Below are 23,589 nucleotides of genomic sequence, written 5' to 3'. Positions count from 1 at the left end.
ACGCGCTCTCAGACTCGATGATCGTCCAAGTCGCGCGCAACAAAGAGCTAGTCGAACAGCGCTTCTCCCGCGGCATCCCGCTGGGCCCTGTGGAGAAAGTCGGCTCCGCCCCAAACCGCCGCGGCACCACCGTCACCTTCCACGCCGACCCTGAAATCTTCGGCTCCCACCGTTTCAAACCGGCCCGCCTTTTCCAATCGACCCGATCCAAAGCCTACCTCTTCTCTGGCGTTGAAATCCGCTGGAAATCCGCAATCGACGACGGCGAAACCCCGACGGAGGCGACGTTTCACTTCCCCGGTGGTCTGTCCGATTACCTCAAAGAAACGCTCGACACCTCCACCACCTACGCCGACAACGCCTTCGCGGGCACTGTCGACTTTCAGGAAAAGTTTGGCGAGCCGGGCAAGGTCGAATGGGCGATCAACTGGACCCCTTCGCGCGACGGCTTCACCCAGTCCTACTGCAACACCGTCCCGACGCCAGAAGGCGGCACCCATGTCACCGGCTTTTGGGCCGCGATCCTGAAGGGCATCAAGGCTTACGGCGAGCTGGTCAACAACAAGAAGGCGGGCTCTATCACGCGCGAAGATCTGATCTCCGGCGGGTGTGCTCTCGTCAGCTGTTTCATCCGCGAACCCGCCTTCGTCGGCCAAACCAAAGACCGCCTGTCGACCGAAGCCGCGCAGAAAATGACCGAAGGCGCAGTGCGCGATCACTTCGACAACTGGCTGGCGGCGGACACGAAATCCGCAGGAGCGATCCTCGATTTCCTCGTGCTCCGCGCAGAAGAACGCCTGCGCCGTAAACAGGAAAAAGAGACCGCCCGCAAATCCGCTACCAAAAAACTCCGCCTCCCCGGCAAGCTCGTCGATTGCTCCGCCACCAACCGCGAGGGGACAGAGCTGTTCATTGTTGAGGGCGACAGCGCGGGCGGCTCCGCTAAAATGGCCCGCGACCGCAAAACCCAAGCCCTGCTACCCCTACGCGGCAAAATCTTGAACGTTCTCGGCGCGGCCTCCTCGAAATTGGGATCAAACGCCGAGATTAACGATCTCACCCAAGCGCTCGGTGTCGGCCTCGGCACCAGCTTCAATGTCGATGATCTACGCTATGACAAGATCATTATCATGACCGACGCAGACGTCGACGGCGCGCATATCGCCTCGCTCCTGATGACCTTCTTCTTCACCCAGATGCGCCCGATGATCGACGCAGGCCACCTCTACCTCGCCTGCCCACCCCTCTACCGCCTGACTCAAGGCGCCAAGCGGCTCTATGTAGCAGACGACGCAGAGAAAAACCGGATGATGGAAAAGGGCTTGGGCGGCAAAGGCAAAATCGACGTCCAGCGCTTCAAGGGTCTGGGGGAGATGGATGCCAAAGACCTCAAAGACACCACCATGGACCCCGCCACGCGGAAGTTGATCAGGGTGTCCATCGACGACGATATGCCGGGCGAGACGGGCGATTTGGTCGAGCGTCTGATGGGCAAGAAGCCAGAGCTGCGGTTCCAGTACATTCAAGAGAACGCGCGCTTTGTTGAGGAGTTGGATGTTTGAGTGACACCATGAAACCAACCCACCCGAATTCGAAAGCAAAGCTAAACAGGGCATCTCAGGGTAAATACTAGAGCCGAGTGATTATATCACTACTTCTCCTCGACAAGATAATGTCAGTAAGGCGTTGAACGGTTTATCCGATGAGGGCGGCCGGTCACTTGGAGGTGCTTCTCAAAGCAAGTTGATTGCAGGCGCTTGTCAAAACATTGTTGATCAAAATGCTGCTTTGAAGCGTGAACTTGAAGTAATTCGCAACGATCGAGATGAGTCGCAGAAGAATTTAGCTCGAATTGAGGGGCGACAGAGAGGAAGCGTTGTCGCCAAAGTCTTGGGTGGACTTGTTGTTGTGATTGGACCTGCGCAGCGATACGCTGCAAAAGATCACTATTGGAGCCTCTTAGGGACACAGGTTCACCTACTTACGCTTTACTCAACACAGGCCTTCATCCCCTATATGCTTGAATTTACGAGAAAAACAACGAACCAGACGGAAACCCTGCGTTTCCATCTCTGAACCAATGCGACCTAAACGGGAAACTTGATTATCTCAATCGCCCTTGGACGATGATCAGTGGTGCCCCCGGCCAGACTCGAACTGGCACGGGCATACGCCCAAGAGATTTTAAGTCTCCAGTGTCTACCATTCCACCACGGGGGCACGACACCCTCTTAGGCGGTTCGCCAAAAGGCGGCAAGACTCAGATGTCTGTGCTGTCGTCCTTGGGAAGAAAGCGCCGCTCCGACAGCCACGGATTGAGCTGTAGCGCATCGCGGATCGTTTGGTACGCCTCCTCATCGCGGCCAAGTCCGAGCAAGGTCAGACCTTTGCCCGAAATCGCTGCGATATGTACAGGATTCAGCGCGATAGCCCGGTCGAGGTCGACCAAAGCCCCCTCAAAATCCCGTGCCAGAAAGGCCGCAAATGCGCGCTGGTTATAGCCTTCGGCGTATTCTGGGCAGTATTCCACAAGCTGCGTCAAAACGAACTTCGCCTGCTCAAAATCCTGTCGCCCGATAAACCCAATCCCAAGGTCCAGCATCGCCTGCGCTTTCGCATCCGGCGCGTCCCGCCAAAGCAGCCAAAGCGCGGAGGAATAGGCCGGCGCCTCCTGCGGTGATGAGTTTTGCAGTGCCGCAATAATCTCCGCCGTTTTCAGCCGGTGATCCGGCGCAGGCGGACAGGCCATCGCAGTCAGCGGTGTCGCCGCAAGACAAAGGAAGAGGATTATTGTTCTCATACGCCAGAACTGGCGCACCTATCGCATCTGTCAAGTTTGACGCAGGCGAGCCAATCGCGCTTGACCCCACCGGCGCGCATACCGATGGTACACCCATGTTTCCAATTCGCGATCACAACCCTGCCGAACGGCCCGCCATCGTCACTTACATCCTGATCGCGGTGAATGTTCTGATCTATGTCTACGGTCTTGCCGCGCTCACCGACGACCGCGCCTTGAGCCAATTCTATTTTGACTACGCTCTGATCCCCGCCCGCTTGAACGAGGGAGAGGCGTACTCCGGTCTCATCACCTCCATGTTCCTGCACGGCGGCTTCATGCATTTGGCGGGCAACATACTATTTTTGTGGATTTTCGGCGACAATATGGAAGACAAGATGGGCTCCGCCGGGTTCCTGATCTTTTACCTGATGTCAGGAGTTACGGCGACCTATGTCCATTACCTAACGGCCCCGACATCGCCGGTGCCACTGGTCGGCGCATCAGGGGCGATTGCGGGCGTCATGGGGGGCTATCTGCTGCTCTTCCCAAAGGCGCAGGTCGACATCTTTGTATTGTTTGTTTTTATCATCCGCATCTTCCCCCTGCCCGCATGGATCATGCTGACACTTTGGTTCGGGTTGCAGGTCTTTAACGGCGTTGGCACCTCTGCCGAAGGCGGCGGCGTCGCCTATTGGGCGCATGCGAGCGGGTTCGTCATCGGCTTGCTGCTCACCATCCCCGTTTGGCTCAGGTCTGGTGCGGCAGATTTTTGGCGACGCACCGACGGCCATCCGGATCATCCAGAAGCGAACTACGACTTCATCAAATCGCGGATGCCCAAAGTCAGACGCGGCTCCGGATCGGGGCGTTAACAATTTGGTAGTGGAACTGCTTTAGCCTTTGCGGATTACTTTGGCAAAGCTGTCAAAGATCGGCTCATTGGCGCAAATCACCGACCCGTTCTCAAGGATGGAGCCATTGGGATCAAGCGGTTCGATCAAGCCGCCTGCCTCTTTGACGATGAGGATACCGGCCGCAAGATCCCATGCGTTCAGGCGGCGCTCCCAAAACCCGTCGTAGCGGCCGGCGGCGACATAGGCCAAATCAAGTGCAGCGGCCCCGAAACGACGGACACCGGCACAGGTGGGTAGAAGGCGCGCAAGGTCTTGCAAGGTTTCGGGCAGGTCGGTCCGGCCCGAGAATGGCAAACCGGTTGCGAACAACGCCTCCGCCATGCGGTGGCGACCAGACACGCGCAGGCGCGCTTCATTTACAAACGCGCCAAAGCCCTTCTCGGCATAGAACATCTCATCCTTCACGGGGTCATAGATCACACCCGCCACGATCTGCCCTTTATGCTCCAACGCAATCGACACAGCCCAATGCGGCAACCCGTGTAGGAAGTTCGTTGTCCCATCTAGCGGGTCCACGATCCAACGGCGCGTGGGGTCTTGACCCTCTATCTCAGCACCTTCCTCACCCAAGAATCCATAGGTTGGGCGGGCGAGCATAAGTTCTTCGCGGATCGTCTCTTCAGCTTGGCGATCGGCGCGGCTCACAAAATCACCGGGGCCTTTGGCACTCACCTGTAGGTTCTCAACCTCACCAAAATCCTTCAGCAAACCGCGCCCCGCTTTGCGCGCGGTTTTCATCATCACGTTCAGATTTGCGGAGCCTGCCATGAGTTCGGTCTTTCGATGTTCGGGTCAGAAGGGCGCTATAGGGGGTTCACTGGGCTTCGGCAAGCACGCTCTTGCGCCTATTTCGACGGCCGTTGGAGTTTCACCGCCTCTTGCCGCGCCGAGCGCAACAGATGCGCCATAAAGGGACGCGCGGCATCCTCGCTGCGCGTCGCAGCATAAAGCCGCCGCGTGATGCCGCTTTTGGTCAAAGGCCGCGTCACATAGTCGGAGTTATATCGCACCTCCCGCACCACCCAATCCGGCAAAACCGCCACCCCACGGTTGGAGGCGACCAACAGCAGGATCACTGCCGTCAGTTCCACCTGACGCACTTCCTTGGGAACAACGCCTTCGGGGATCAAAAGCTGGGAAAACACATCCAACCGCGGGCGATCCACGGGATAGGTGATCAGGGTTTCCCCCGCAAAATCAGCCGCTTCAATAAAATTCTTCTCTGCCAACGGATGTTGGGAAGAGGCCACAAAAACAGGCTCATAATCAAAGATTGGGGTAAAATCCGTGTCGGCGATGTCTTCCGGGTCGGAGGAGACGACAAGATCCACCTCCTCCCGATTCAGGGCGGGCAGCGCGTCGAACGCAAGTCCAGGACGAATGTCCACATCCACCTCTGGCCAGGCTTTGCGAAACTCCTCCAACACAGGGAATAGCCACTCGAAACAGGCGTGGCATTCAATCGCGATGTGCAGACGCCCTGCACTCCCCGCGACCAGCCCTTCAAACTCTGCCTCCAAAGCAGACACGCGCGGCAGGATCGCTTCCGCCGCTTCCAGCATCTTCAAACCCGCCGCCGACAGCCGCAATGGTTTGGTCCGGCGCACGAAGAGCTCAACACCCGCCTGATCCTCGATCCCTTTGATCTGATGGCTCAACGCCGACTGCGTGATGTTGAGCAAATCCGCCGCCCGCGCCAGCCCGCCGGTGTCGTGGATAGCCTTGATGGTGCGAAGGTGTCGAAATTCGATATGCATTGAGCCACTTTCATAATCATTCTAAGATTTATGAATTTGCCTCATATCCGCTGATCTGAAAAACAGCAAGAAGCTCAAGAGGAAACACCATGACCACACCGTCCGTCAGCTTCGAATTCTTCCCGCCCAAAACCCTGCAAGCCTCGTTCCGCTTGTGGGATTGCGTCAACACGCTGGCACCCTTGGACCCCACCTTCGTCTCCGTCACCTATGGCGCGGGGGGCACCACGCGAAAACGGACGCATGAGGCGGTGGCGACCTTGCGCGAAACCACCGATCTGCCGATTGTAGCACACCTGACCTGCGTCAATGCCACGAAGGCGGAGACGCTGGCGATTTGCGATGCCTACCGCGCCGCTGGCGTGACCGACATCATGGCCTTGCGTGGCGATCCGCCCAAAGGTGCGGACAACTTCTGCGTACACCCCGATGGCTTCGAAAGCTCTGTAGAGCTCATTGACGCCATTGCTGCGCGAGGGGATTTCAACATCGCGGTCGGCGCCTATCCAGAAACGCATCCAGAGGCGCAAAGCCCTGAGGCTGACATCGACTATCTCAAGCGCAAGCTTGACGCAGGCGCGACCCGCGCGGTTACCCAGTTCTTTTTTGAGGCGGACACGTTCTTTCGCTTCCGCGACCGCTGCGCGAAAGCAGGCATCACCGTCCCGATCCTACCTGGTATCCTACCCATCGAAAACTGGAGCGGGGCCAAGCGGTTCGCACAAGCATGTAGCACGCATATCCCTACCGTTATCGCCGATGCTTTCGAGAACGCCGAGCGCGACAACCGCACCGATCTCTTGGCCACGGCCCTCGCGACGGAGCTGTGCGACGACCTTATCGAAGGCGGGGTCGATCACCTGCATTTCTACACGCTGAACAATCCAGAACTGACGCGTGAAGTCTGCCACGCCTTGGGCGTCACCCCGCGCCTCTCCGCACTCAAGGTCGCATAACCGCGCTAGGCGTCTTCTTTCGCGACAAATATCTCCGCCGGAGGCGTCGCAGCCCCGGAGGCTGGCCGGTCCGCGATTGTTTCGTGCAACCGTTCAGAAGTCCAGGCCCCTACGACACGCCATCGCCGCGCCCAAAGCAGCTAGGACCAGCCGTGCCACACGCCAAGTGACGGGGCGTTGACGTCTTGCGGGAATCGGGTGCGCCAGTCGTCGGGCAGTTGCAAGCCGCACCTTACCAACCGCTCCAGCATCCAAATGAGGGAGATGTTGGACAAAGGCCGCGACTCGAAATGCCCCCGCAGTTGGCCACCAACATTGCTGTGGGTGCCACGCGGCTCCATCGAGTTGCAGATGATCCGGTTGTCGTAAATTTCGATACTGACCTTCTGAGCGGCCTTTGCTTGCGTGGCTGCAGCCGCTTCCGCATCGCCCATGTCCCAGTCGTAAACGAGGTTATCCTTTGCCTCTGCATGGATTTCATTGGGCCCCGTTGCCAAGTCCATGTGGACGGGCCGATCGTCGATATCTAGCTAAATGAGTTCTGCGGCATCTTTGGCCGCAGCCATCGTCTCAGCCAAGATCAGCGCCACCGGTTCCCCCACATAGCGAACGTGGTCCTTGGCAAGCAGCGGGCGCATCGGGTCCACACCTTTCCTGCCATCCCGCGGCGTAACCAATGATCCGCTTTGCGTGATATCAATGCCATCCGTTTCGAGATCGGCAATGGTGAAAACCGCCTCAACAACCTCCACGTCCCGCTCGTCCGATACATCTAACGCCTCGATCGTGCCGTGGGCGACAGGAGACCGCAGGAAATAGGCGTGCAGCGCGCCTTCGGGCGCTATGTCATCCACATACCGCCCTTCGCCCGGCCAAAAACCGCAAATCCTCCACCCGTTCGAACGGCTGGCTTTTTCCGAATTTGTCCATCTTGGAATTCCTAAACCTCGTTGTACAGATCCCTAATGCGCGTCGGCGCACTATCCAGTCAACTTAGCTCAAAAACCTGTCGCAACTTGACGCGACATGTCGCGGGCAGTGCGTTCATCTTTTGATCATCAAGGGAGGCCACCAATGACCAAGCCGGGCCAGATTTCAAAGGCGCAAAAGCAAAGCTACCGTGACAACGGGTTCTTGTTCCCGATCAGGGTGATGAGCGAAGCCGAGTCTACAGCCCTCCGCGCTCGGGTTGAAGCGTTGGAGGCAGAATGGCTCGACAACGGTTTGACCCTGCCGCTCAACACCTACAAGCGGATCAATGCGCAGATCGTGATGCCCATCGCGCATGAGATGGGCTGTCATGAGGGGATATTGAACGCGGTCGAAGGGGTCTTGGGGCCAGACATCATGCTCTATTCGGTCGAGTTTCTTATCAAAGAGCCACAAACCAAAGCGGTCGTGACCATGCACCAAGACGTCACCTATTGGGGCATGGGGGAGATTGACGGCCTGACAACTGCATGGTTGGCCCTGTCGCCCGCGACCACAGAAAGCGGCTGCATGGATGTGGTGGCCGGCAGTCACAAAAACCCAATCCTGCCGCATGAAGACACCTTTGACGGCAACAACCTTTTGTCGCGGGGTCAGGAAATCCGTGTGGAGGTTGCTGAAGACGACAAAGTCTCGATGGAATTGCAGCCTGGTGAAATCAGCCTGCATCACGGCCTAACGATCCACGGATCGGGGCCCAATACCTCCGACGATCGGCGCGTCGGCATCGTAATCCGATATCTCCAACCCGGCATTGCCAAGACCGGGGGCGAGCGGGACTATGCCCACCTCGCCCGCGGCGAAGACAAGTTTGGCTTGTGGGAACCCTACCGCGTTCCGACCAAACCATTCACCTCAAAAAGTCTGGAACTTTACAACACAATCAGGCACCTACAGACCAAAGTGATGATCAAAGGCGCCGCGCAATCCGGCGATTTCTACGAGAAGGCGGACTAATGGATCAGGTCAAATTCACGCAGATGAAAGACGGCGACAAGGAAGACTATGACTTCCTGACCGAGCATGAGATCGCGCACACCAAAGGCACGGCAGATCGGCTTTTGAAAGCACTTGTCGAACTCGATGAGGGGCTGTCGGGGTATCAAATCACACGGCTCGGCCACTCCCTGCAATCGGCCACACGGGCGGAGCGGGATGGCGCGGACACCGATTGGATCGTTGCCGCGCTGCTTCATGACATCGGTGACATCTTCGCGCCCTACAACCACGATGAATACGCCGCCAGCATTCTAAAACCCTTCGTCCGCGAACAAGTCACATGGGTGGTGGAAAAGCACGGCGATTTCCAACTCGTCTACTACGGCGCACACGTCGGCGCGAATCCAGAAAAACGGCAAACCTACGCGGGCCACCCCTATTTTGACGACTGCGCAGAGTTTTGTGAGCGTTGGGATCAAAGCTCCTTCGATCCAAACTACACAACCTTGCCGATTGAGCATTTCGCCGACCGTGTGCGGGAGGTGTTCGCGCGTGAGCCTTATGATCCTAGGGTCATCCGCACAGGCGAGCGGGAACCGCTGACCGCCTAGCTGTCGGTCATTTTCAGGAAGTAACGCAGCACTTTGATGCGGGGTCCAGTGTCCCCCTCCCACCAAACATCCTCCCTGCGCACAAACACAACGATTTGGGAGCCGCTGCCCAATCTGCGCAATTTCTTGATATTGTGGTCCAGGCTTTGACCACGCTTGCGGTCTTCAGTTTCAAAAATCATATAACCGCGCCCTGTTGGCTTGCCGGAATTCTTCCGTTCCACAAACCGCTGGATCGTCGCCGTTGTCCGATACCCTTTGCGCCGCGCAAGTACCGCACTGTTCGCCCTAGACCCAGAAAACCAAAGCAGCCCGAGCCCGAAAAGCCCTACAATCCCACCAATCATCTGGGTCATGCGGGCCTTTCAACGGGACCCACCGATGTAATACTCCATGCGTGTCGTCCGGTTGGGCATATAGCGAATGGGGGCGTCTGACCCAACAGACCAATCATAATAGAAACCGGACGACACAGACCGTTCGACTTTCACCAGTCGTTCACCAGCCTGATATGCAAAGACGATGTCATAGTCGGTGTCATCATCGCTTTCGACCGTGCGTTTTGACACGATCTCAGCATCCGCACCCACCCCATCCCGATCAAACATCGTGGCTTTGCGGTAGTCCACCGAACTCCAAATCGTGAAGCCAAACAAGGCTAATCCAGCAAGGATCACAAAGTATCCACCAACCGCAAAAAACAAGCTCCACCACGATCGCGGCGCTGTCCTGTCATGCCTTGGTTCCATCATGCTCGTTTCCCCCCTTTTCGAGGGTCTTTGCTTTGGTTAAACGAAGCCTACTCAGACAAGGACACCCAAACAATGGCGATGGACAAGACATTCGACGCAAAGACAGCCGAACCGCGCATCTTTGCGGCATGGGAAAAGGCCAAGGCGTTCAAAGCGGGCGCGAATAAGTCACGGGAAGAGACGTTCTGCATCCAACTGCCACCGCCCAACGTCACAGGTGTCCTGCACGTGGGCCATGCGTTCAACCACACGCTGATGGATATTCTGACCCGTTGGAAGCGGATGCAGGGCTATGACACGCTGTTCCAGCCAGGGTTGGACCACGCAGGGATTGCCACTCAATTGGTCGTAGAAAAGCAGATGGCCGCTGATGGCGAGAACCGCAAACGGTCAGAAATGGCGCGTGAAGAGTTTCTCGCAAAAGTCTGGGATTGGAAAAAATTCTCTGGCGGCACGATTGTGGAGCAGGACAAGCGCCTTGGCTCCTCGATGGATTATGACCGCTTGGCCTTCACCATGTCCGGCGCACCAAACGCGCCGGAGGGGGAAGAGGGCAATTTCCATGATGCCGTGCTCAAGGTCTTTGTCGATATGTACAACAAGGGCCTCATTTATCGCGGTAAGCGCCTCGTCAATTGGGACCCGCATTTTGAGACGGCGATATCCGACTTGGAAGTCGAGAATATCGAAGTCGACGGCCACATGTGGCACTTCAAATACCCGCTCGCCGGTGGCGCAACCTACACCTATATCGAGAAGGACGAGGACGGGAACGTCACACTTGAGGAAGAGCGGGACTATATCTCTATCGCAACGACACGGCCTGAAACGATGCTGGGCGACGGTGCGGTTGCCGTGCACCCAAAGGATGAGCGTTACGCGTCAATCGTTGGGAAACTTTGTGAAATTCCGGTTGGACCCAAGGATCAGCGCCGCCTGATCCCGATCATAACCGATGACTACCCTGATCCGGACTTCGGCTCTGGTGCCGTGAAGATCACCGGCGCCCATGACTTCAACGACTACCAAGTCGCCAAGCGTGGCAACATCCCGATGTATGCGCTGATGGATACCAAAGGTGCGATGCGGTCAGATGGGCGGCCTTACGCGGAGGAAGCGGCGACAGCACAAGCGATTGCAAATGGTGAGGAAGATTTTGACGAGGCGAAGATCGCCGCGATGAACCTTGTGCCAGAGGACTATCGCGGACTAGATCGGTTTGAGGCACGCAAGCGGGTTGTCGCGGATATCACGACCGAGGGCCTTGCCGTCATGCACGATGTCACACGGTCAGAGAAAGCCGACGACGGAGAGACCTTTGAAGTGACCGAAACCGTGCCGTTGATCGAGAACAAGAAGATCATGCTGCCGTTCGGCGACCGTTCCAAGGTGGTGATCGAGCCTGCATTGACCGACCAGTGGTTCGTCCGCTCCGACAAGATCGTTGGTCCGGCGCTCGACGCGGTGCGCGACGGCACGGTCAAGATCATGCCGGAGAGCGGGAAGAAGGTTTATTTCCACTGGCTAGAGAACATTGAGCCGTGGTGCATCTCCCGCCAGCTGTGGTGGGGGCATCAGATCCCGGTGTGGTTCGGTTCAGCTTCAAAAACAGCAGACGGCGAACGCGTAGAAACGATGTTCTGTGCTTCAAATGAAGCTGAAGCAATCGAACAAGCGAGGGAGCATTTTAAGAAGGCGTATCCAGAGGACTTTGATCTTGATGCCCATGGATTTGACGTACGGGTGGTCGATGCACCTGTTGCCGAGATCCAAGCTGGCAATGGATACCTCTACGATCCACATGCACCTGATCATGGACCAGAGGATGCTAGATACGTCAAAGTTTGGTACATTGCTCGTGATCCAGACGTCCTCGACACGTGGTTCTCCTCCGGCCTTTGGCCCTTCGGCACGCTCGGCTGGCCGGATCGGACGGGGGAGCTTGAAAAATACTTCCCCTCTGACGTTCTGATCACCGGTCAAGACATTCTGTTCTTCTGGGTCGCACGGATGATGATGATGTCTTACGCGGTGGAAGACAAATTGCCGTTTCACACCGTCTACCTCCACCAACTTGTCCGCGACGCGAAGGGGGAGAAGATGTCGAAGACGCGCGGCAACGTGCTCGACCCGCTGGAGATTGTCGATGCATACGGTGCCGACGCGTTGCGCTTCACGAACGCGCAGATGGCCGCCCTTGGTGGAGTTCTGAAGATCAGTGAAGAGCGGATCAAAGGCTATCGTAATTTTGGCACAAAGCTTTGGAACGCCTTCAGCTTCGCCGAACACTACGAAATTCCCTACCCCGGCGACACGCCACGCCCCGATGCGCAGCTGACGCTCAACAAGTGGATCATTCGGGAGACGGCAAAGGTTCGCGAAGCGGTCGATACAGCGCTTGAAGGGTATCACTTCAACGAGGCCGCGAATGCGCTTTATGCATTTGTCTGGGGCAAGGTGTGCGACTGGTATCTAGAGTTTTCCAAACCGATCCTGCAAGGCGACGATGAAGCCGCGAAAGTAGAGACACAGCAAACGCTGCGCTGGGTTCTCGATCAGTCCTTGATCCTGCTGCACCCGATCATGCCGTTCATCACTGAAGAGCTTTGGGGCTTTGCCGACAACCGCGCGAAGATGCTGGTGCACGCCGACTGGCCGGAATATGGCGCGGAACTGGTCGATGTGGACGCGGATCGGGAGATGAACTGGGTCATTTCCCTGATTGAAGGTATTCGGTCTGCACGCGCGCAAATGAATGTGCCGGCGGGGTTGAAGATCCCAGTGTTGCAGACGGTAGCGGATGACCATGCGGTTCAGGCGCTGGCGAATAACGAGGCGCTCATCATGCGTTTGGCGCGGGTGGAAAGCATCATCGTGGCTGATGAAGCGCCTAAAGGGTCTTTGACCGTTCCAGCGGCAGGCGCGTCCTTCGCGCTGCCTTTGGCGGACATCATCGATGTGGATGCCGAAAAGGCGCGTTTGGGCAAGCAGCTTGAAAAGCTCGGTAAAGAGCTGGGCGGTTTGCGCGGGCGGTTGAACAACCCAAAATTCGTCGAAAGCGCGCCGGAGGCTGTGGTGGCGGAGGCCAAAGCAAACCTTGCGCTGCGCGAAGAGGAAGAAGCCAAGCTGACCGCCGCCATCGGGCGTTTGGAAGAGATTGGGTAGCGCCCATCGCCGACCCGTGGGTGGGCGATAACAAGGTCGTTCGGCAGCACTTTGTGGCAGCCTAATTAATCTTCCGTTTGTGCGGATTAACCTCTTGTCAAATCGCCAACCCGTCGGGGCGGGTCGGTGATGGGCGCGGCGCCTTCGGCTTGATTCCGCGCCTAGAACGGGACGAATTTGTCGATTGCTCGCATCGACCCTAGCGCCTTGTCATAAACCAGCGTCAAAATGCGCCGTCCGCCTGACTGCGTGGCCACCTGTGACACCGCACGGACCGACGCCACGGCTGCCGCACTTGCCAAAAACTCTCGTCTGCTGAGCTTCATGCCCGAAACTCTCAATTAGTTGCGAATGGTCCTCACATGGGTATCATATCGCTCCATTGCAACTTTTTCGGCGTCAGGCCAAGAATTCGCCATGACTGATGATCCTCGCCTCACCGCGCTCGCCGACTCCCTCCCCTCAACTGTTCCCTTCGTCGGACCCGAAGCGCAGGAGCGTGCGCGGGGGCAAGCCTTTAAGGCGCGTTTGGGCGCCAATGAATGTGGCTTTGGCCCCTCGCCCAAGGCGATTGCAGCGATGCAGGCCGCCGCGGCAGAGGCGTGGAAATACCCCGATCCGGAGAACTATGACTTGCGCCTAGCCTTGGCCGCGCACCACAGCGTTGACCCCGCCCATATCGGGATCGACGGCGGGATCGACACGCTTTTGGGTGTCCTCGTCCGGCTTCTGGTCGACGCAGGCACGTCCATTGTTACCTCCGCAGGTGCCTATCCGACGTTCAACTACCATGTCGCGGGCTTTGGCGGCGCGATGCACCAAATCCCCTACACCGGCGATTTCGAAGACCCCGAACGGTTGATCGCAAAGGCGAAGGAGGTGGGCGCGAAGCTCATTTATTTCGCCAACCCCGACAACCCGATGGGATCGATGCATGACGCAGAAACCGTTCAGCGGATGATTTCTAAAGTGCCGGAGGGCAGCCTATTGATCTTGGATGAAGCCTACATCGAATTGGCCCCCGAAGGCTCCGCCCCTACCGTTGACCCCACAGACACGCGCGTCATCCGAATGCGTACGTTTTCAAAGGGGTACGGTATGGCAGGTGCGCGCGTGGGCTATGCTATCGGGCCACGAAACCTGATCGGCGCCTTCAACAAAGTGCGCAACCATTTCGGTATGTGCCGCGTCAGCCAAACAGGTGCTTTGGCCGCACTATTGGACCAAGATTGGCTCGCTCACGTCCGCACAGAGGTCGCAACCTCCCGAACAGAGATCACACGTATCGCGGCGGAGAACGGTCTTGTCGCGCTCCCCTCCAACACCAACTTCGTCACGGTGGATTGCGGACAGGATGGTGATTTTGCGCGGGCGGTTTTGGCGGAATTCATCGCGCTTGGCATCTTCTTGCGCATGCCTTTTGTCGCACCCCAAGACCGTTGCATTCGTGTCAGCTGTGGGACCAGCGTTGAGCTGAAGGCGTTTGCAGAGGCATTGCCACAAGCACTCGCCAAAGCAAACACAACGTGACTAGAGACACATGAACCACCACCACCCAAAAAAAGTCGAGGACTACACAAACGCTTTTCTGGTCATGACCGGCGGGATTTTGTTCATTTTTTCTGGTTTCTAGCAACACTGTCTGGCGCTTTGTGGGTGGCTGCTGTTGCCCTTGGCCTCAACCGCTGCATCACGTGGCTGGGCCGCAGTCGCATGACGCGCTAGGACTTTCGCCGCCGCCGAAAGCGCCCCCTGCCCGTGGGGAATGCGGTTGGCAAACAACCCCGCTTCGATTGTGCCCAAGGCCCCCATAATCATATGCGCGTTGACGTGACCCATGTGGCCGAGCCGGAAATAAGCATCCGCAGGCTCCCGCCCTAGGCCGATACCCAAGGTCAGCCCTGCCTGATCTTTGCACCACGACTGCAACGCCGCCCCATTGCGTGGCCCTGCATAAATCGATGTCACGGCAGACGACCGATGCGCCCGATCCGCGACGTTCAAGGTCATCGGGCCTTCATCACCCCACGCCTCGAATGCGGTCCAGATCATGTCGGCAAGCGCATCATGGCGGTCCCAGACGGTTTCGATCCCTTCGGCGTTAATCATGTCCAGTGCTTTGCGCAGGCCATAGAGGTGATGGGTCGGCGCGGTGCCGCTGAAATATTGATAATACACCTCCGGATTGACCCGCTTGCGCCAGTCCCAATACCGCGTGACGTTGTCGCCGCGCCGCGCATCAGCCTTATCGTTGTAGTGAACGAACGCTAAGCCAGCGGGCGTCATCAGACCCTTCTGGCATGCGCTAACGGTGACATCGACGCCCCAAGCGTCCATCTCATAGCGGTCACAGCCTAGGGAGGCGATGCAATCAACCAGATAGAGCGCTGAATGCCCTGCGGCATCTATCGCCGCCCTAATCGCGACCACATCCGATTTCGCGCCGGTGGAGGTGTCGACCTGACACAAAAGCAGCGCTTTAATGTCGCCTGCTGTATCGGCGCGCAGCACCTCTTCCACCTCCGAGGGGTTAACGGGGCCATTGGTCGGAAACTCCAACACCTCGACGTTGAGGCCCATTTCACTGGCCATTTCGCCCCAGCCATGCCCGAAGGTGCCAGCCGCCGCGACGAGGATTTTATCACCGCGGGATGTCACATTGGCCAAGGCGGCCTCCCACGCAGAATGGCCGTTGCCGATATAGATCGCCACATTTCCATCCGTACGCGCGACGGATTTCAGATCTGGGATCAGGCTGTGCGTCAGGTCGTGCAATTCGCCTTCGTAAATATTGGGGGACGCGCGGTGCATGGCCTGCAACACCTCGTCCGGGATGACGGATGGTCCGGGGATAGCAAGGTAGGAGCGGCCATTGGCGAGAGGCATAACAGTCACTTTCAAATAGAATTGAGATGAGGGAGAGCCTACGTCGGAATGCGGCAAGGTCAACACCACCCCGCACCAATTTCTTGCATCGCTTGCCCCAAACCCCATATGCCCGTAGACGAGCAAGAAGCGGACCTAAGAGCAGTTCATGTTCCACAAAGACACAGCGCAGACTTTGCCCAGCCTCAGCGCTCATGACAGGCGCATAGGGGAACGACACATGTTCTGGCAGGATCATGGGGTTTTGCGGACGTTTTGGACGAATTTTGATGAGGTCGCACCGGGTGTTTATCGCTCAAACTACCCCTCTCATGGTCGGCTGGAGCGTTACCGCGATCTGGGCATCAAAGCGGTCCTGACGTTGCGCGGGAAGTTCAAATCGCACCATTATTTGTTGGAAGCGGACACTTGCAAACGTTTGGGTCTAGACCTCTACGCCTTGGCCCTGAGTGCGCGGCAGGCGCCAGCACGCGAAATGCTGCAAGAGGTTTTCAAGGTCTTTGATGAAATTGACCGGCAATTCCTCATACATTGCAAATCGGGCGCGGATCGTGCGGGCCTCGTCTCAGCACTCTTTTTGTTGGACCAAGGGGCCACTGTGGCCGACGCGAAGAAGCAATTGTCGCTGCGCTTTATTCACCTCAAATTTACCAAGACGGGCATCCTTGATCTGTTGCTTGAAACCTATGAAGAGCGCCTGACATCCGGCCCTATTGGAATTCGCGATTGGATCGCACAGGAATACGACGCGGAAGCGTTGCAGCAGAAATTCAAAGCGCGACGGACGCTTCCGGTGTGAGCGAAGGCCAAGGACATATGCGCTGGCTTTGGCGGAACTATCTGAGCCGCCACAAGGGCAAAATTGCACTCGCGGTCCTGTTCATGGTGATAGAAGGGTCAATGCTTGCACTTCTCAGCCGCCTAATCCAGCCAATGTTCGACAATGTGTTCCTCGAAGGCAGCCGTCAGGCACTCATCTGGGTCGGCACGTCGATCATGGTGATTTTCTTTGTCCGCGCGATCAGTTCTGCGGGTCAGAAAATCTTGATGACGCGGGTCAATCAGATGTCTGCGCGGGACATGCGCAGCGGGCTCTTGCGGCACATGATGCGGCTCGACAGCGCGTATCATCAGGTCAATCCGCCGGGGCAGTTGATCGAACGGGTGCAAGGCGACGTCGGCGTGATCAACGCGGCATGGTCGGCGCTTTTAGTTGGTGTTGGACGTGATTTGATTGCGGTTATTGCACTGTTCAGTGTCGCTTTGTCGGTCGATTGGCGTTGGACGCTGGTGGCGCTGATCGGCATTCCGTTCATGATCCTGCCGTCCTTCATGGCCCAGCGCTATGTCCGTAAACGCGCTGCCGCCGCGCGGGAGCTGGCTGGGCGCATGTCGACACGGCTGGATGAGGTGTTCCACGGCATCAATCCGATCAAACTGAACGCGCTCGAAGCCTACCAAGGCGACCGCTACGATGAGCTGTCCGACAACCGCGTCAGGGCGGAGGTTAAGGCCGTAACCGGCCAAGCCGCAGTTCCGTCGCTGATCGACATCATGACCGGCATCGGATTCCTTGGCGTAATGATCTATGGCGGTGGGGAGATAATCTCGGGCGAGAAAACCGTCGGACAGTTCATGTCCTTTTTCACTGCCATGAGCCTGACGTTTGAGCCGCTGCGCCGCCTCGGTTCCATGAGTGGTCAGTGGCAAATGGCGTCGGCCAGCATCGACCGGATCCGGTCAATCTTTGATGTGGAGCCGACACTTTTATCCCCTCTTCAGCCGGAAGCAACTCCAGTTGAGGCCCCCACCATCGCGCTCAACAATGTGGCGCTTGCCTATGACGATTTGCCTGTTTTACGAGGTGTGACATTCACAGCGGACGCAGGCAAAACAACCGCCCTCGTCGGTGCGTCTGGTGCGGGTAAAAGTACCATCTTCAATGTTCTGACACGATTGGTCGAACCGCATGCGGGCGACGGGTCCATCAACGGCACCCCGATCAACGCATTGGATTTGACAGCCCTTCGTGGGCTCTTCTCCGTCGTGACACAGGATGCGACGCTTTTCGATGAGAGCATCCGCGATAATATCCTGCTGGGCCGGACAGACGTCGATGACGCGGCCCTACAATCGGTCTTAGATGCCGCCCATGTCAGCGACTTCGTGTCAAAAATGCCGGGGGGCCTTGATGCGCCAGCCGGTCCACGTGGGTCGAACCTGTCGGGCGGTCAAAGGCAGCGGGTAGCCATCGCCCGCGCCCTGCTCCGCGATACGCCGATCTTGCTGCTGGACGAGGCAACGAGCGCGCTCGACACAAAGTCCGAGGCGATTGTGCAGGACGCGCTAGAACGACTGTCAAAAGGCAGCACGACGCTGGTTATTGCGCACCGCCTGTCGACGGTGCGGAACGCGGATAAGATCGTTGTGATGGACCAAGGCCGTGTTGTGGACGAAGGGACGCATGACGCGCTTCTTGAACGCGGTGGGCTTTATGCCGATCTCTACAACATGCAGTTTTCTGGGGATCGCGATGAGTGAGCGCACAGTTCTAGCTTTAACAGGCGCTGATCGGGTCGGTTTTCTGAATGGCCTGATCACCAACCATGTGCCGACGCTTGACGAAAAAATCGCCTATGCTGCGTTGCTCACGCCACAGGGCAAATTCATCGTGGACTTCTTTGTCATTGTGGAGCCAGATCGTCTGCTCATTGATGTGGCGTCCTCCCATGCCGCAGCTCTGATGAAGCGCCTGACGATGTACCGCCTACGCGCAGATGTGCAGATTTCACAGACGGACCTCATCGTATCACGCGGCATCTCGGACGCGCCAGATGGCGCGTTATCCGACCCTAGAAACGCTGCAATGGGTTGGCGGGCCTATGGCGACGTGGATGTGTCAGAGGATGTGGATTGGACGGCTGTGCGCGTCGCAGCGGGCGTCCCAGCCACTGGCATCGAGCTGACCGAGGACAGTTACATCCTTGAAGCTGGGTTTGAAGCACTCAACGGCGTCGATTTCAAGAAGGGCTGTTTCGTCGGTCAAGAAATCGTCGCCCGCATGAAGCATAAGACAGTGCTGCGCAAAGGCATCGCAAAGGTGTGCATCACTGGCACAGCTCAGCCCGGGGACGCCATCACGAAAGACGGCAAGCCTGTCGGCACGTTGCATAGCATTTCAGGGGATACAGCCCTCGCCTACCTGCGGTTTGACCGAGCCGAGGGTGAGATGACAGCGGGCGAGGCGACCCTCACCCGCATCTGATTTAAGCGCGTTCGGAGTATTCGAACGTTTCGGTGTTCACCACGATATCTTCATCCTGCCCAACGAATGGCGGGATCATCACACGCAGGCCGTTGTCCAAAACTGCTGGCTTGAAGCTGTTGGCGGCAGTTTGGCCTTTGACCACAGGCTCTGTCTCAACAACTTTGCAGGTCACTTTCTGCGGCAGGGTGACGTTGAGCGCCTCCTCCCCGTAATATTCGATCTGCACAACCATGCCGTCCTGCAGGAACGGGCGACGGTCACCCAGAATGTCGGCAGGAAGTGCGATTTGTTCGAACGTCTCGCTGTCCATGAAGTTGAGCATATCATCAGCTTCGTACAGGAACTGCTGGTCCTTTTGGTCCAAACGCACCCGCTCAACCTTGTCGGCAGACCGGAAGCGTTCGTTCAGTTTCCGACCATCCCGAAGGTTTTTCAGTTCAACCTGTGCAAAGGCACCGCCTTTACCTGGTTTGACGTGATCTACCTTCACCGCCGCCCAAAGCCCGTTCTCGTGCTCCAAGACATTGCCTGGCCGAATCTCATTTCCGTTTATTTTTGGCATCGCTCTCTTCGTGTCAAAATTATGTCAAAACATTGATGTAAGTTCCTTTGGGCCTATATCTGGGTGGTTAATCCAAGTCTAGAAGACTGATTTGGCTGTTTTTCGCTACCAGGTATGCTATCTATGCATAGCAGCCATTCCAAAAGAGGGCCCCCGAATCGCCCAAAATTAGGGCATGTTAGCCCTCACGCGGAAAGTACAAGAATAAAAACGAAGGAAACCACATGAGAGACTTTGTCGACGGTAGTGCATTCAACAACGAGCAAGGGAACCGTTCCCGCAAATTGTTTGCAGCTGTCGTACTTGCCGCTCTTGATGATGCTATTGCAGATGACAAGAAATATGGCAACGGTCCAGAGCAAATCGCACGCTGGGCACGCTCTCGCGACGGTCGTGAAGTACTGTCTTGCGCAGGGATTGACCCGAACGAACGTGTCGTATCCGGTTTGATGGAATTTGTGGGCAAAGGCGTTCGGACGTCTGTTGCCCTGTCTCGCGAAGAGAGCGAGCGTCGGAATGCTGCCGAACAGGAAGCACGCGCCGCTTAATCCGAGCGTTATAAAAGAGGTCCTGCCAGACCTCATGAAAACGCGGTCTCTGCTCGGGCCGCGTTTTTCCTTTTCAGTAGCCCGAAAACATAATGGCCAACATGATCACCGGCGCAAATTCAGCAAGACCCAGCAAGACAATCAACACCCGCATCGCCGCGCCTTTGAATCGCCGCCAGAGATAGGCACAAGCGGCCAGCGACAACATAATCTCGATCGGTCCAAAGATATTCCCGTAATGATTGGGGTCCCAGTAACTTACTGGACTTCGGAAAATCCAATTGGTGATCGGCCAAAAGTGCGCGCGCCCATCGTCGTGGTGCAACAGCAAATCCAGCCCCAAATGCAGCAAAGCCGCACCACATAGCGCGCTGGCGACCTGTGAGCGGGCCATGATCGACATACCCAATGCGATCCCCCAAAGGAGGATAGAATTATCAACACGGAAGACGCGCTGCCATTCGTCAGAGAAATAAAGCTGACCAAAGACAACCTCTGCCGGAGCGCCCAATACTTTCAGATGCCATCCCGCCATCGCATAAAGCGAGAAATCGGGGATCAGCGCGCCGATGAAGGCAGCGGCGGTTACTGCTCTACGCTCCGGCTGCCCGAACGCGGCCAAACCGAAAATAAGATGCGCTGGTGTATTCATGATCTTCCCTCGGTCTCGACCCACCACTATGACGGTAGCCTAGGAGGACGCGATGACCAAGGCGATCATGATTCAAGGCGCAGGCTCGAATGTGGGGAAATCGATGTTGGTGGCCGGTCTTGCACGGGCTTGTGCCAAGCGCGATCTCTCAGTCGCGCCTTTCAAGCCGCAGAACATGTCGAACAACGCCGCGGTCACCGTTGATGGGGGGGAGATTGGCCGCGCTCAGGCGTTGCAGGCGCGGGCGTGCTACCTCGATCCCATCGTCGATATGAACCCTGTCCTTCTGAAGCCCGAAACGGACACAGGAGCGCAGATTATCGTTCAGGGTCAACGCTTTGGAACGATGAAGGCGAGGGAGTACGGACGGCAGAAAGGGCAGCTTTTGCCGAAAGTGTTGGAGAGTTTCCAAAGGCTCGCCAAGGGCCGTGATCTGATTTTGATCGAAGGTGCGGGTAGCCCTGCCGAAGTGAACCTCCGCGCGGGGGACATTGCCAATATGGGCTTTGCCGAAGCCGCCAATATTCCTGTCTTCTTGATCGGTGACATCGACCGTGGTGGGGTAATCGCGCAATTGGTGGGCACCCACGCCGTGCTCCAAAAGGAAGATCGGGATCGGATCGCCGCCTTTGCCGTAAACAAGTTTCGCGGTGACACGACACTATTCCATGAAGGTATGGAGATCATCAAAGACGCGACAGGCTGGGCACCGCTGGGCATCATCCCTTGGTTCGCGGATGCGTGGCGCCTGCCGGCGGAGGACATCATGGATGTCAAAGGTCGCAAGGGCGGACACGTCAAAGTCGCCGTGCCCCGCCTCAACCGCATCGCAAATTTCGATGATCTGGATCCCCTCTCCGCCTCACCCGACATCACGGTGGAGCTGATCGAAGCTGGCCGCCCCCTACCCGGTGATGCCGACCTTGTGCTGATCCCGGGTTCCAAATCCACAATTGCCGACCTTGCGCATTTCAGGACGCAGGGCTGGGACATTGATCTAGAGGCGCACGTAAGGCGCGGCGGGCATGTTCTCGGCATTTGCGGCGGGTATCAAATGCTCGGCAAAGAAATTTGGGACGATGACGGGATCGAAGGCACCGCAACGCGGGTCAAAGGGCTTGGGTATCTCGATGTGATCACCAAGATGTCGCCCGAAAAGAAACTGGCGTTGACGGGGGCGTCCTACATTGCCACAGGTGATGCGGTCGAGGGGTATGAAATCCATATCGGCGAAACCACTGGGCCAGACAGCCACAACGCATGGCTGAACGTCGGGGACAGGCGTGAAGGGGCGAGTACAGCGAACGGGCAAATCTGCGGCTGTTACTTGCACGGAATGTTCACGTCAGATGCGTTTCGCGTGGCCTATTTCCAGGAAATCGGCGCACCAATTGCGCCTCAAGCCTTCGATGAGGGGGTTGAAGCAACACTCGATAGTCTGGCCGACCATATGGAACAGCACTTTGACATCGATACGCTGCTTGCGTCAGCGGGTGAGGTTTACTGAAGCTCTTGGTGCGTCAGCACACGGTTGATTTCGCGGCGGACCAAACGGCGGACGTTACGAGTGATGGTTTCACCCAGCTCGCCTTCAAGCTCACCTTTCAGTACTTGTGAGACGATCTTTTTCAGGACCTCTTCATCAAGTGCGACGCCAGCCGCCAGCGCGGTCGACATATCGTCGTCATCCAAGGCGGCAGGAAGGTCTTCCCCGCCGATCATCTCATCGCCGAAGTCGTCTTCGTCAAAGGAAAGCGGCGTGCCGGTGCTCGGTCCAACGGGACCAGCGATAGCCTCTTCTTTCGTTTCATCCACAGGCTGATCAGAAACAACGCAGAAGATACGCCCGTGCTCATTCGCTTCATCTGCCGTGTCTTCTGCTTCGATGGGTTCAACAGCATCGGTCTCGGACGCCATTTCCATCGCGTCCGGCTCGATTGTGTCCACGTCGGAGGCCACAAACTCTGACTCGTCCGTGGCAACCGCAGGCTCAACATCCTCGTTCGCTGGTCCAGAACGGTTTGAAACGAAATTCCGCAGAACAAGCACGCCGTCATTAGCGTCGTCTTCTTCGGCGTCCACTTCATCGGCTTCGACTGGTGCGACTTCCAACTCTTCTGCTGGCTCTTCAGCGGCATCACCCTTCCACGAAGATGAAAACGCCACTTTGCTCCCATCGGGTTCAAATTCTTCCGTGCTGCTTGTCACAGCAGCTTCAAGGGCGGCAATCGTCGCTTCCAAACTGGCGCGAGAGGTTTCTACCTCTTCCGTTGCCGCGGTCTCCACGTCTGCTTCTTCAGCCACATCCTCTAGGACGGCTTCGACGACTGGATCGTCCTCAGGCGCAACAACATAACTTTCGACGAAATCAAGCGGGTCATCCCGCACACCCAAAAGGCTTTGCAAATCGGGCGTTTCAGGCACTTGATGCGGCTCGCCAACAAAGATGTCTTTGAGGGCCTCTGTTTCGCGATCGACGGCATGCTCTTCAGCAGTGAGGACAAACGCACCGACGGAGGCAGCATCCGATTCTGCATCTTCTGCAGGACCAGTGCTTTGGTCTTCTTCCTCGGAAATCCGCAACGCAGGCGTCAAAACCAGCTTCTCAACCGGGTTGCTGGTGTCGTTATCATCCCCATATTCACGGCGCTTTTCGCGCTTTGCCTTGTCGCCTCGGGACACAAGGGAACGGATCGAAGACAACACCTCTTCAATTTGCACATTCGAAACTGGATCGGACATTCTTGTCTTCCTGCTTGCGCACCACGGTAACTCTAGCCGGAAGTGGTTAATGAAACAATCGACAT

Annotated in this window: 25 protein-coding genes and 1 tRNA gene; 13 read left to right on the top strand and 13 right to left on the bottom strand. The window is 57.1% G+C overall.

All coding sequences use genetic code 11. The features are described 5' to 3' along the window. Both ACTF5F_RS12480 and ACTF5F_RS12475 read left to right on the top strand, forming a co-directional pair. The coding region (locus tag ACTF5F_RS12480) for a DNA gyrase/topoisomerase IV subunit B (RefSeq protein ID WP_438957198.1) at positions 1-1,562 on the top strand (1,562 nt) is incomplete at its 5' end. Positions 1,563-1,686: 124 nt separating this feature from the next. Next, positions 1,687-2,076: a hypothetical protein gene (locus ACTF5F_RS12475; protein ID WP_438957197.1), complete on the top strand. Its 390-nt coding sequence runs from the start codon at positions 1,687-1,689 to the stop codon at positions 2,074-2,076. A gap of 58 nt (positions 2,077-2,134) precedes the next feature. Here ACTF5F_RS12475 and ACTF5F_RS12470 read toward each other — a convergent pair. Together ACTF5F_RS12470 and ACTF5F_RS12465 are read right to left on the bottom strand one after the other, a co-directional pair. Next, positions 2,135-2,220: transfer RNA gene (locus ACTF5F_RS12470), tRNA-Leu, on the bottom strand. Between the two features lie 40 nt (positions 2,221-2,260). After that, on the bottom strand, positions 2,261-2,800 hold the full coding sequence (locus tag ACTF5F_RS12465; protein WP_438957196.1) for a tetratricopeptide repeat protein: 540 nt from the start codon (positions 2,798-2,800) through the stop codon (positions 2,261-2,263). A gap of 95 nt (positions 2,801-2,895) precedes the next feature. Here ACTF5F_RS12465 and ACTF5F_RS12460 point away from each other — a divergent pair, with 95 nt between their 5' ends. After that, positions 2,896-3,654, top strand: coding sequence for a rhomboid family intramembrane serine protease (locus tag ACTF5F_RS12460; protein ID WP_438957200.1), 759 nt, complete (start codon positions 2,896-2,898; stop codon positions 3,652-3,654). Between the two features lie 21 nt (positions 3,655-3,675). Here the strand turns inward: ACTF5F_RS12460 and ACTF5F_RS12455 are convergent, their stop codons facing one another. Next, entirely contained in the window at positions 3,676-4,464 is a 789-nt protein-coding gene (locus tag ACTF5F_RS12455) for an inositol monophosphatase family protein (protein WP_438957195.1), read from the bottom strand. A 77-nt stretch (positions 4,465-4,541) separates the two neighbouring features. Further along, positions 4,542-5,453, bottom strand: coding sequence for a LysR family transcriptional regulator (locus ACTF5F_RS12450; RefSeq protein ID WP_438957194.1), 912 nt, complete (start codon positions 5,451-5,453; stop codon positions 4,542-4,544). An 89-nt stretch (positions 5,454-5,542) separates the two neighbouring features. Between ACTF5F_RS12450 and metF the strand changes: the two genes are divergently transcribed. Further along, entirely contained in the window at positions 5,543-6,409 is an 867-nt protein-coding gene (gene metF, locus ACTF5F_RS12445; protein ID WP_438957193.1) for a methylenetetrahydrofolate reductase [NAD(P)H], read from the top strand. A 140-nt stretch (positions 6,410-6,549) separates the two neighbouring features. On the opposite strand, the gene ACTF5F_RS12440 is transcribed toward metF, so the two are convergent. Together ACTF5F_RS12440 and ACTF5F_RS12435 are read right to left on the bottom strand one after the other, a co-directional pair. After that, the gene (locus tag ACTF5F_RS12440; RefSeq protein WP_438957192.1) at positions 6,550-6,912 is read right to left on the bottom strand and encodes a hypothetical protein; all 363 of its coding nucleotides are present in this window, start codon (positions 6,910-6,912) and stop codon (positions 6,550-6,552) included. Positions 6,913-6,939: 27 nt separating this feature from the next. After that, on the bottom strand, positions 6,940-7,263 hold the full coding sequence (locus ACTF5F_RS12435; protein WP_438957191.1) for a hypothetical protein: 324 nt from the start codon (positions 7,261-7,263) through the stop codon (positions 6,940-6,942). A gap of 220 nt (positions 7,264-7,483) precedes the next feature. Here ACTF5F_RS12435 and ACTF5F_RS12430 point away from each other — a divergent pair, with 220 nt between their 5' ends. Both ACTF5F_RS12430 and ACTF5F_RS12425 read left to right on the top strand, forming a co-directional pair. Then, entirely contained in the window at positions 7,484-8,356 is an 873-nt protein-coding gene (locus ACTF5F_RS12430) for a phytanoyl-CoA dioxygenase family protein (RefSeq protein ID WP_438957190.1), read from the top strand. Next, positions 8,356-8,949, top strand: coding sequence for an HD domain-containing protein (locus ACTF5F_RS12425; RefSeq protein WP_438957189.1), 594 nt, complete (start codon positions 8,356-8,358; stop codon positions 8,947-8,949). Before ACTF5F_RS12430 ends, ACTF5F_RS12425 begins: the two co-directional genes overlap by 1 nt. On the opposite strand, the gene ACTF5F_RS12420 is transcribed toward ACTF5F_RS12425, so the two are convergent. Next, positions 8,946-9,305, bottom strand: a complete 360-nt coding sequence (locus ACTF5F_RS12420; RefSeq protein WP_438957188.1) for a hypothetical protein — start codon at positions 9,303-9,305, stop codon at positions 8,946-8,948. The two genes, ACTF5F_RS12425 and ACTF5F_RS12420, sit on opposite strands and share 4 nt — an antisense overlap. 9 nt (positions 9,306-9,314) lie before the next feature. Then, entirely contained in the window at positions 9,315-9,701 is a 387-nt protein-coding gene (locus tag ACTF5F_RS12415; RefSeq protein WP_438957187.1) for a hypothetical protein, read from the bottom strand. A gap of 72 nt (positions 9,702-9,773) precedes the next feature. Here ACTF5F_RS12415 and ACTF5F_RS12410 point away from each other — a divergent pair, with 72 nt between their 5' ends. After that, positions 9,774-12,866: a valine--tRNA ligase gene (locus tag ACTF5F_RS12410; protein WP_438957186.1), complete on the top strand. Its 3,093-nt coding sequence runs from the start codon at positions 9,774-9,776 to the stop codon at positions 12,864-12,866. 161 nt (positions 12,867-13,027) lie between these two features. Here the strand turns inward: ACTF5F_RS12410 and ACTF5F_RS12405 are convergent, their stop codons facing one another. Next, on the bottom strand, positions 13,028-13,192 hold the full coding sequence (locus tag ACTF5F_RS12405; protein ID WP_438957185.1) for a Tat pathway signal protein: 165 nt from the start codon (positions 13,190-13,192) through the stop codon (positions 13,028-13,030). 91 nt (positions 13,193-13,283) lie between these two features. Here ACTF5F_RS12405 and ACTF5F_RS12400 point away from each other — a divergent pair, with 91 nt between their 5' ends. Further along, complete coding sequence (locus tag ACTF5F_RS12400; protein WP_438957184.1) at positions 13,284-14,396, top strand: pyridoxal phosphate-dependent aminotransferase; 1,113 nt, start codon at positions 13,284-13,286, stop codon at positions 14,394-14,396. A 99-nt stretch (positions 14,397-14,495) separates the two neighbouring features. Here ACTF5F_RS12400 and ACTF5F_RS12395 read toward each other — a convergent pair whose 3' ends face one another. Then, entirely contained in the window at positions 14,496-15,752 is a 1,257-nt protein-coding gene (locus ACTF5F_RS12395) for a pyridoxal-phosphate-dependent aminotransferase family protein (RefSeq protein WP_438957183.1), read from the bottom strand. A gap of 220 nt (positions 15,753-15,972) precedes the next feature. Here ACTF5F_RS12395 and ACTF5F_RS12390 point away from each other — a divergent pair, with 220 nt between their 5' ends. The 3 genes from ACTF5F_RS12390 to ygfZ are packed head-to-tail and all read left to right on the top strand — an operon-like array spanning position 15,973 to position 19,017. Then, a complete protein-coding gene (locus ACTF5F_RS12390; RefSeq protein WP_438957182.1) occupies positions 15,973-16,551 on the top strand; it encodes a phosphatase domain-containing putative toxin in 579 nt (192 codons plus the stop codon). 17 nt (positions 16,552-16,568) lie between these two features. Next, entirely contained in the window at positions 16,569-18,293 is a 1,725-nt protein-coding gene (locus tag ACTF5F_RS12385) for an ABC transporter ATP-binding protein (protein ID WP_438957181.1), read from the top strand. Next, a complete protein-coding gene (ygfZ, locus tag ACTF5F_RS12380; RefSeq protein WP_438957180.1) occupies positions 18,286-19,017 on the top strand; it encodes a CAF17-like 4Fe-4S cluster assembly/insertion protein YgfZ in 732 nt (243 codons plus the stop codon). The genes ACTF5F_RS12385 and ygfZ overlap by 8 nt, the downstream gene beginning before the upstream one ends. A gap of 1 nt (position 19,018) precedes the next feature. On the opposite strand, the gene efp is transcribed toward ygfZ, so the two are convergent. Beyond that, positions 19,019-19,582, bottom strand: coding sequence for an elongation factor P (gene efp / locus ACTF5F_RS12375; protein ID WP_072898337.1), 564 nt, complete (start codon positions 19,580-19,582; stop codon positions 19,019-19,021). 224 nt (positions 19,583-19,806) lie between these two features. On the opposite strand from efp, the gene ACTF5F_RS12370 reads away from it, so the two are divergent. Then, positions 19,807-20,130, top strand: coding sequence for a DUF6280 family protein (locus ACTF5F_RS12370; RefSeq protein ID WP_438957179.1), 324 nt, complete (start codon positions 19,807-19,809; stop codon positions 20,128-20,130). Positions 20,131-20,203: 73 nt separating this feature from the next. On the opposite strand, the gene ACTF5F_RS12365 is transcribed toward ACTF5F_RS12370, so the two are convergent. Then, positions 20,204-20,782 carry a cobalamin biosynthesis protein CobQ gene (locus ACTF5F_RS12365; RefSeq protein WP_438957178.1) on the bottom strand — a complete coding sequence of 193 codons (579 nt, stop codon included), beginning with the start codon at positions 20,780-20,782 and terminating at the stop codon, positions 20,204-20,206. A 52-nt stretch (positions 20,783-20,834) separates the two neighbouring features. Between ACTF5F_RS12365 and ACTF5F_RS12360 the strand changes: the two genes are divergently transcribed. Continuing rightward, complete coding sequence (locus ACTF5F_RS12360) at positions 20,835-22,289, top strand: cobyric acid synthase (protein WP_438957177.1); 1,455 nt, start codon at positions 20,835-20,837, stop codon at positions 22,287-22,289. Here ACTF5F_RS12360 and ACTF5F_RS12355 read toward each other — a convergent pair. Then, positions 22,283-23,524, bottom strand: coding sequence for a hypothetical protein (locus ACTF5F_RS12355; RefSeq protein ID WP_438957176.1), 1,242 nt, complete (start codon positions 23,522-23,524; stop codon positions 22,283-22,285). The genes ACTF5F_RS12360 and ACTF5F_RS12355 overlap by 7 nt on opposite strands. Positions 23,525-23,589 lie beyond the last annotated feature (65 nt).

This window comes from Cognatiyoonia sp. (assembly GCF_965661665.1).
Classification (GTDB): domain Bacteria; phylum Pseudomonadota; class Alphaproteobacteria; order Rhodobacterales; family Rhodobacteraceae; genus Cognatiyoonia.
The sequence above is the reverse complement of the archived record's forward strand: the minus strand, read 5'-3'. Positions and strand labels throughout refer to the sequence as shown.

Excerpts from the sequence above, each read along its gene's own strand:
- ACTF5F_RS12465 (WP_438957196.1), bottom strand. The coding sequence starts at position 2,800 with ATGAGAACAATAATCCTCTTCCTTTGTCTTGCGGCGACACCGCTGACT.
- ACTF5F_RS12460 (WP_438957200.1), top strand. The coding sequence starts at position 2,896 with ATGTTTCCAATTCGCGATCACAACCCTGCCGAACGGCCCGCCATCGTC.
- ACTF5F_RS12455 (WP_438957195.1), bottom strand. The coding sequence starts at position 4,464 with ATGGCAGGCTCCGCAAATCTGAACGTGATGATGAAAACCGCGCGCAAA.
- ACTF5F_RS12450 (WP_438957194.1), bottom strand. The coding sequence starts at position 5,453 with ATGCATATCGAATTTCGACACCTTCGCACCATCAAGGCTATCCACGAC.
- metF (WP_438957193.1), top strand. The coding sequence starts at position 5,543 with ATGACCACACCGTCCGTCAGCTTCGAATTCTTCCCGCCCAAAACCCTG.
- ACTF5F_RS12440 (WP_438957192.1), bottom strand. The coding sequence starts at position 6,912 with ATGGACTTGGCAACGGGGCCCAATGAAATCCATGCAGAGGCAAAGGAT.
- ACTF5F_RS12430 (WP_438957190.1), top strand. The coding sequence starts at position 7,484 with ATGACCAAGCCGGGCCAGATTTCAAAGGCGCAAAAGCAAAGCTACCGT.
- ACTF5F_RS12425 (WP_438957189.1), top strand. The coding sequence starts at position 8,356 with ATGGATCAGGTCAAATTCACGCAGATGAAAGACGGCGACAAGGAAGAC.
- ACTF5F_RS12420 (WP_438957188.1), bottom strand. The coding sequence starts at position 9,305 with ATGACCCAGATGATTGGTGGGATTGTAGGGCTTTTCGGGCTCGGGCTG.
- ACTF5F_RS12415 (WP_438957187.1), bottom strand. The coding sequence starts at position 9,701 with ATGATGGAACCAAGGCATGACAGGACAGCGCCGCGATCGTGGTGGAGC.
- ACTF5F_RS12410 (WP_438957186.1), top strand. The coding sequence starts at position 9,774 with ATGGCGATGGACAAGACATTCGACGCAAAGACAGCCGAACCGCGCATC.
- ACTF5F_RS12405 (WP_438957185.1), bottom strand. The coding sequence starts at position 13,192 with ATGAAGCTCAGCAGACGAGAGTTTTTGGCAAGTGCGGCAGCCGTGGCG.
- ACTF5F_RS12400 (WP_438957184.1), top strand. The coding sequence starts at position 13,284 with ATGACTGATGATCCTCGCCTCACCGCGCTCGCCGACTCCCTCCCCTCA.
- ACTF5F_RS12395 (WP_438957183.1), bottom strand. The coding sequence starts at position 15,752 with ATGCCTCTCGCCAATGGCCGCTCCTACCTTGCTATCCCCGGACCATCC.
- ACTF5F_RS12390 (WP_438957182.1), top strand. The coding sequence starts at position 15,973 with ATGTTCTGGCAGGATCATGGGGTTTTGCGGACGTTTTGGACGAATTTT.
- ACTF5F_RS12385 (WP_438957181.1), top strand. The coding sequence starts at position 16,569 with ATGCGCTGGCTTTGGCGGAACTATCTGAGCCGCCACAAGGGCAAAATT.
- ygfZ (WP_438957180.1), top strand. The coding sequence starts at position 18,286 with ATGAGTGAGCGCACAGTTCTAGCTTTAACAGGCGCTGATCGGGTCGGT.
- efp (WP_072898337.1), bottom strand. The coding sequence starts at position 19,582 with ATGCCAAAAATAAACGGAAATGAGATTCGGCCAGGCAATGTCTTGGAG.
- ACTF5F_RS12370 (WP_438957179.1), top strand. The coding sequence starts at position 19,807 with ATGAGAGACTTTGTCGACGGTAGTGCATTCAACAACGAGCAAGGGAAC.
- ACTF5F_RS12365 (WP_438957178.1), bottom strand. The coding sequence starts at position 20,782 with ATGAATACACCAGCGCATCTTATTTTCGGTTTGGCCGCGTTCGGGCAG.
- ACTF5F_RS12360 (WP_438957177.1), top strand. The coding sequence starts at position 20,835 with ATGACCAAGGCGATCATGATTCAAGGCGCAGGCTCGAATGTGGGGAAA.
- ACTF5F_RS12355 (WP_438957176.1), bottom strand. The coding sequence starts at position 23,524 with ATGTCCGATCCAGTTTCGAATGTGCAAATTGAAGAGGTGTTGTCTTCG.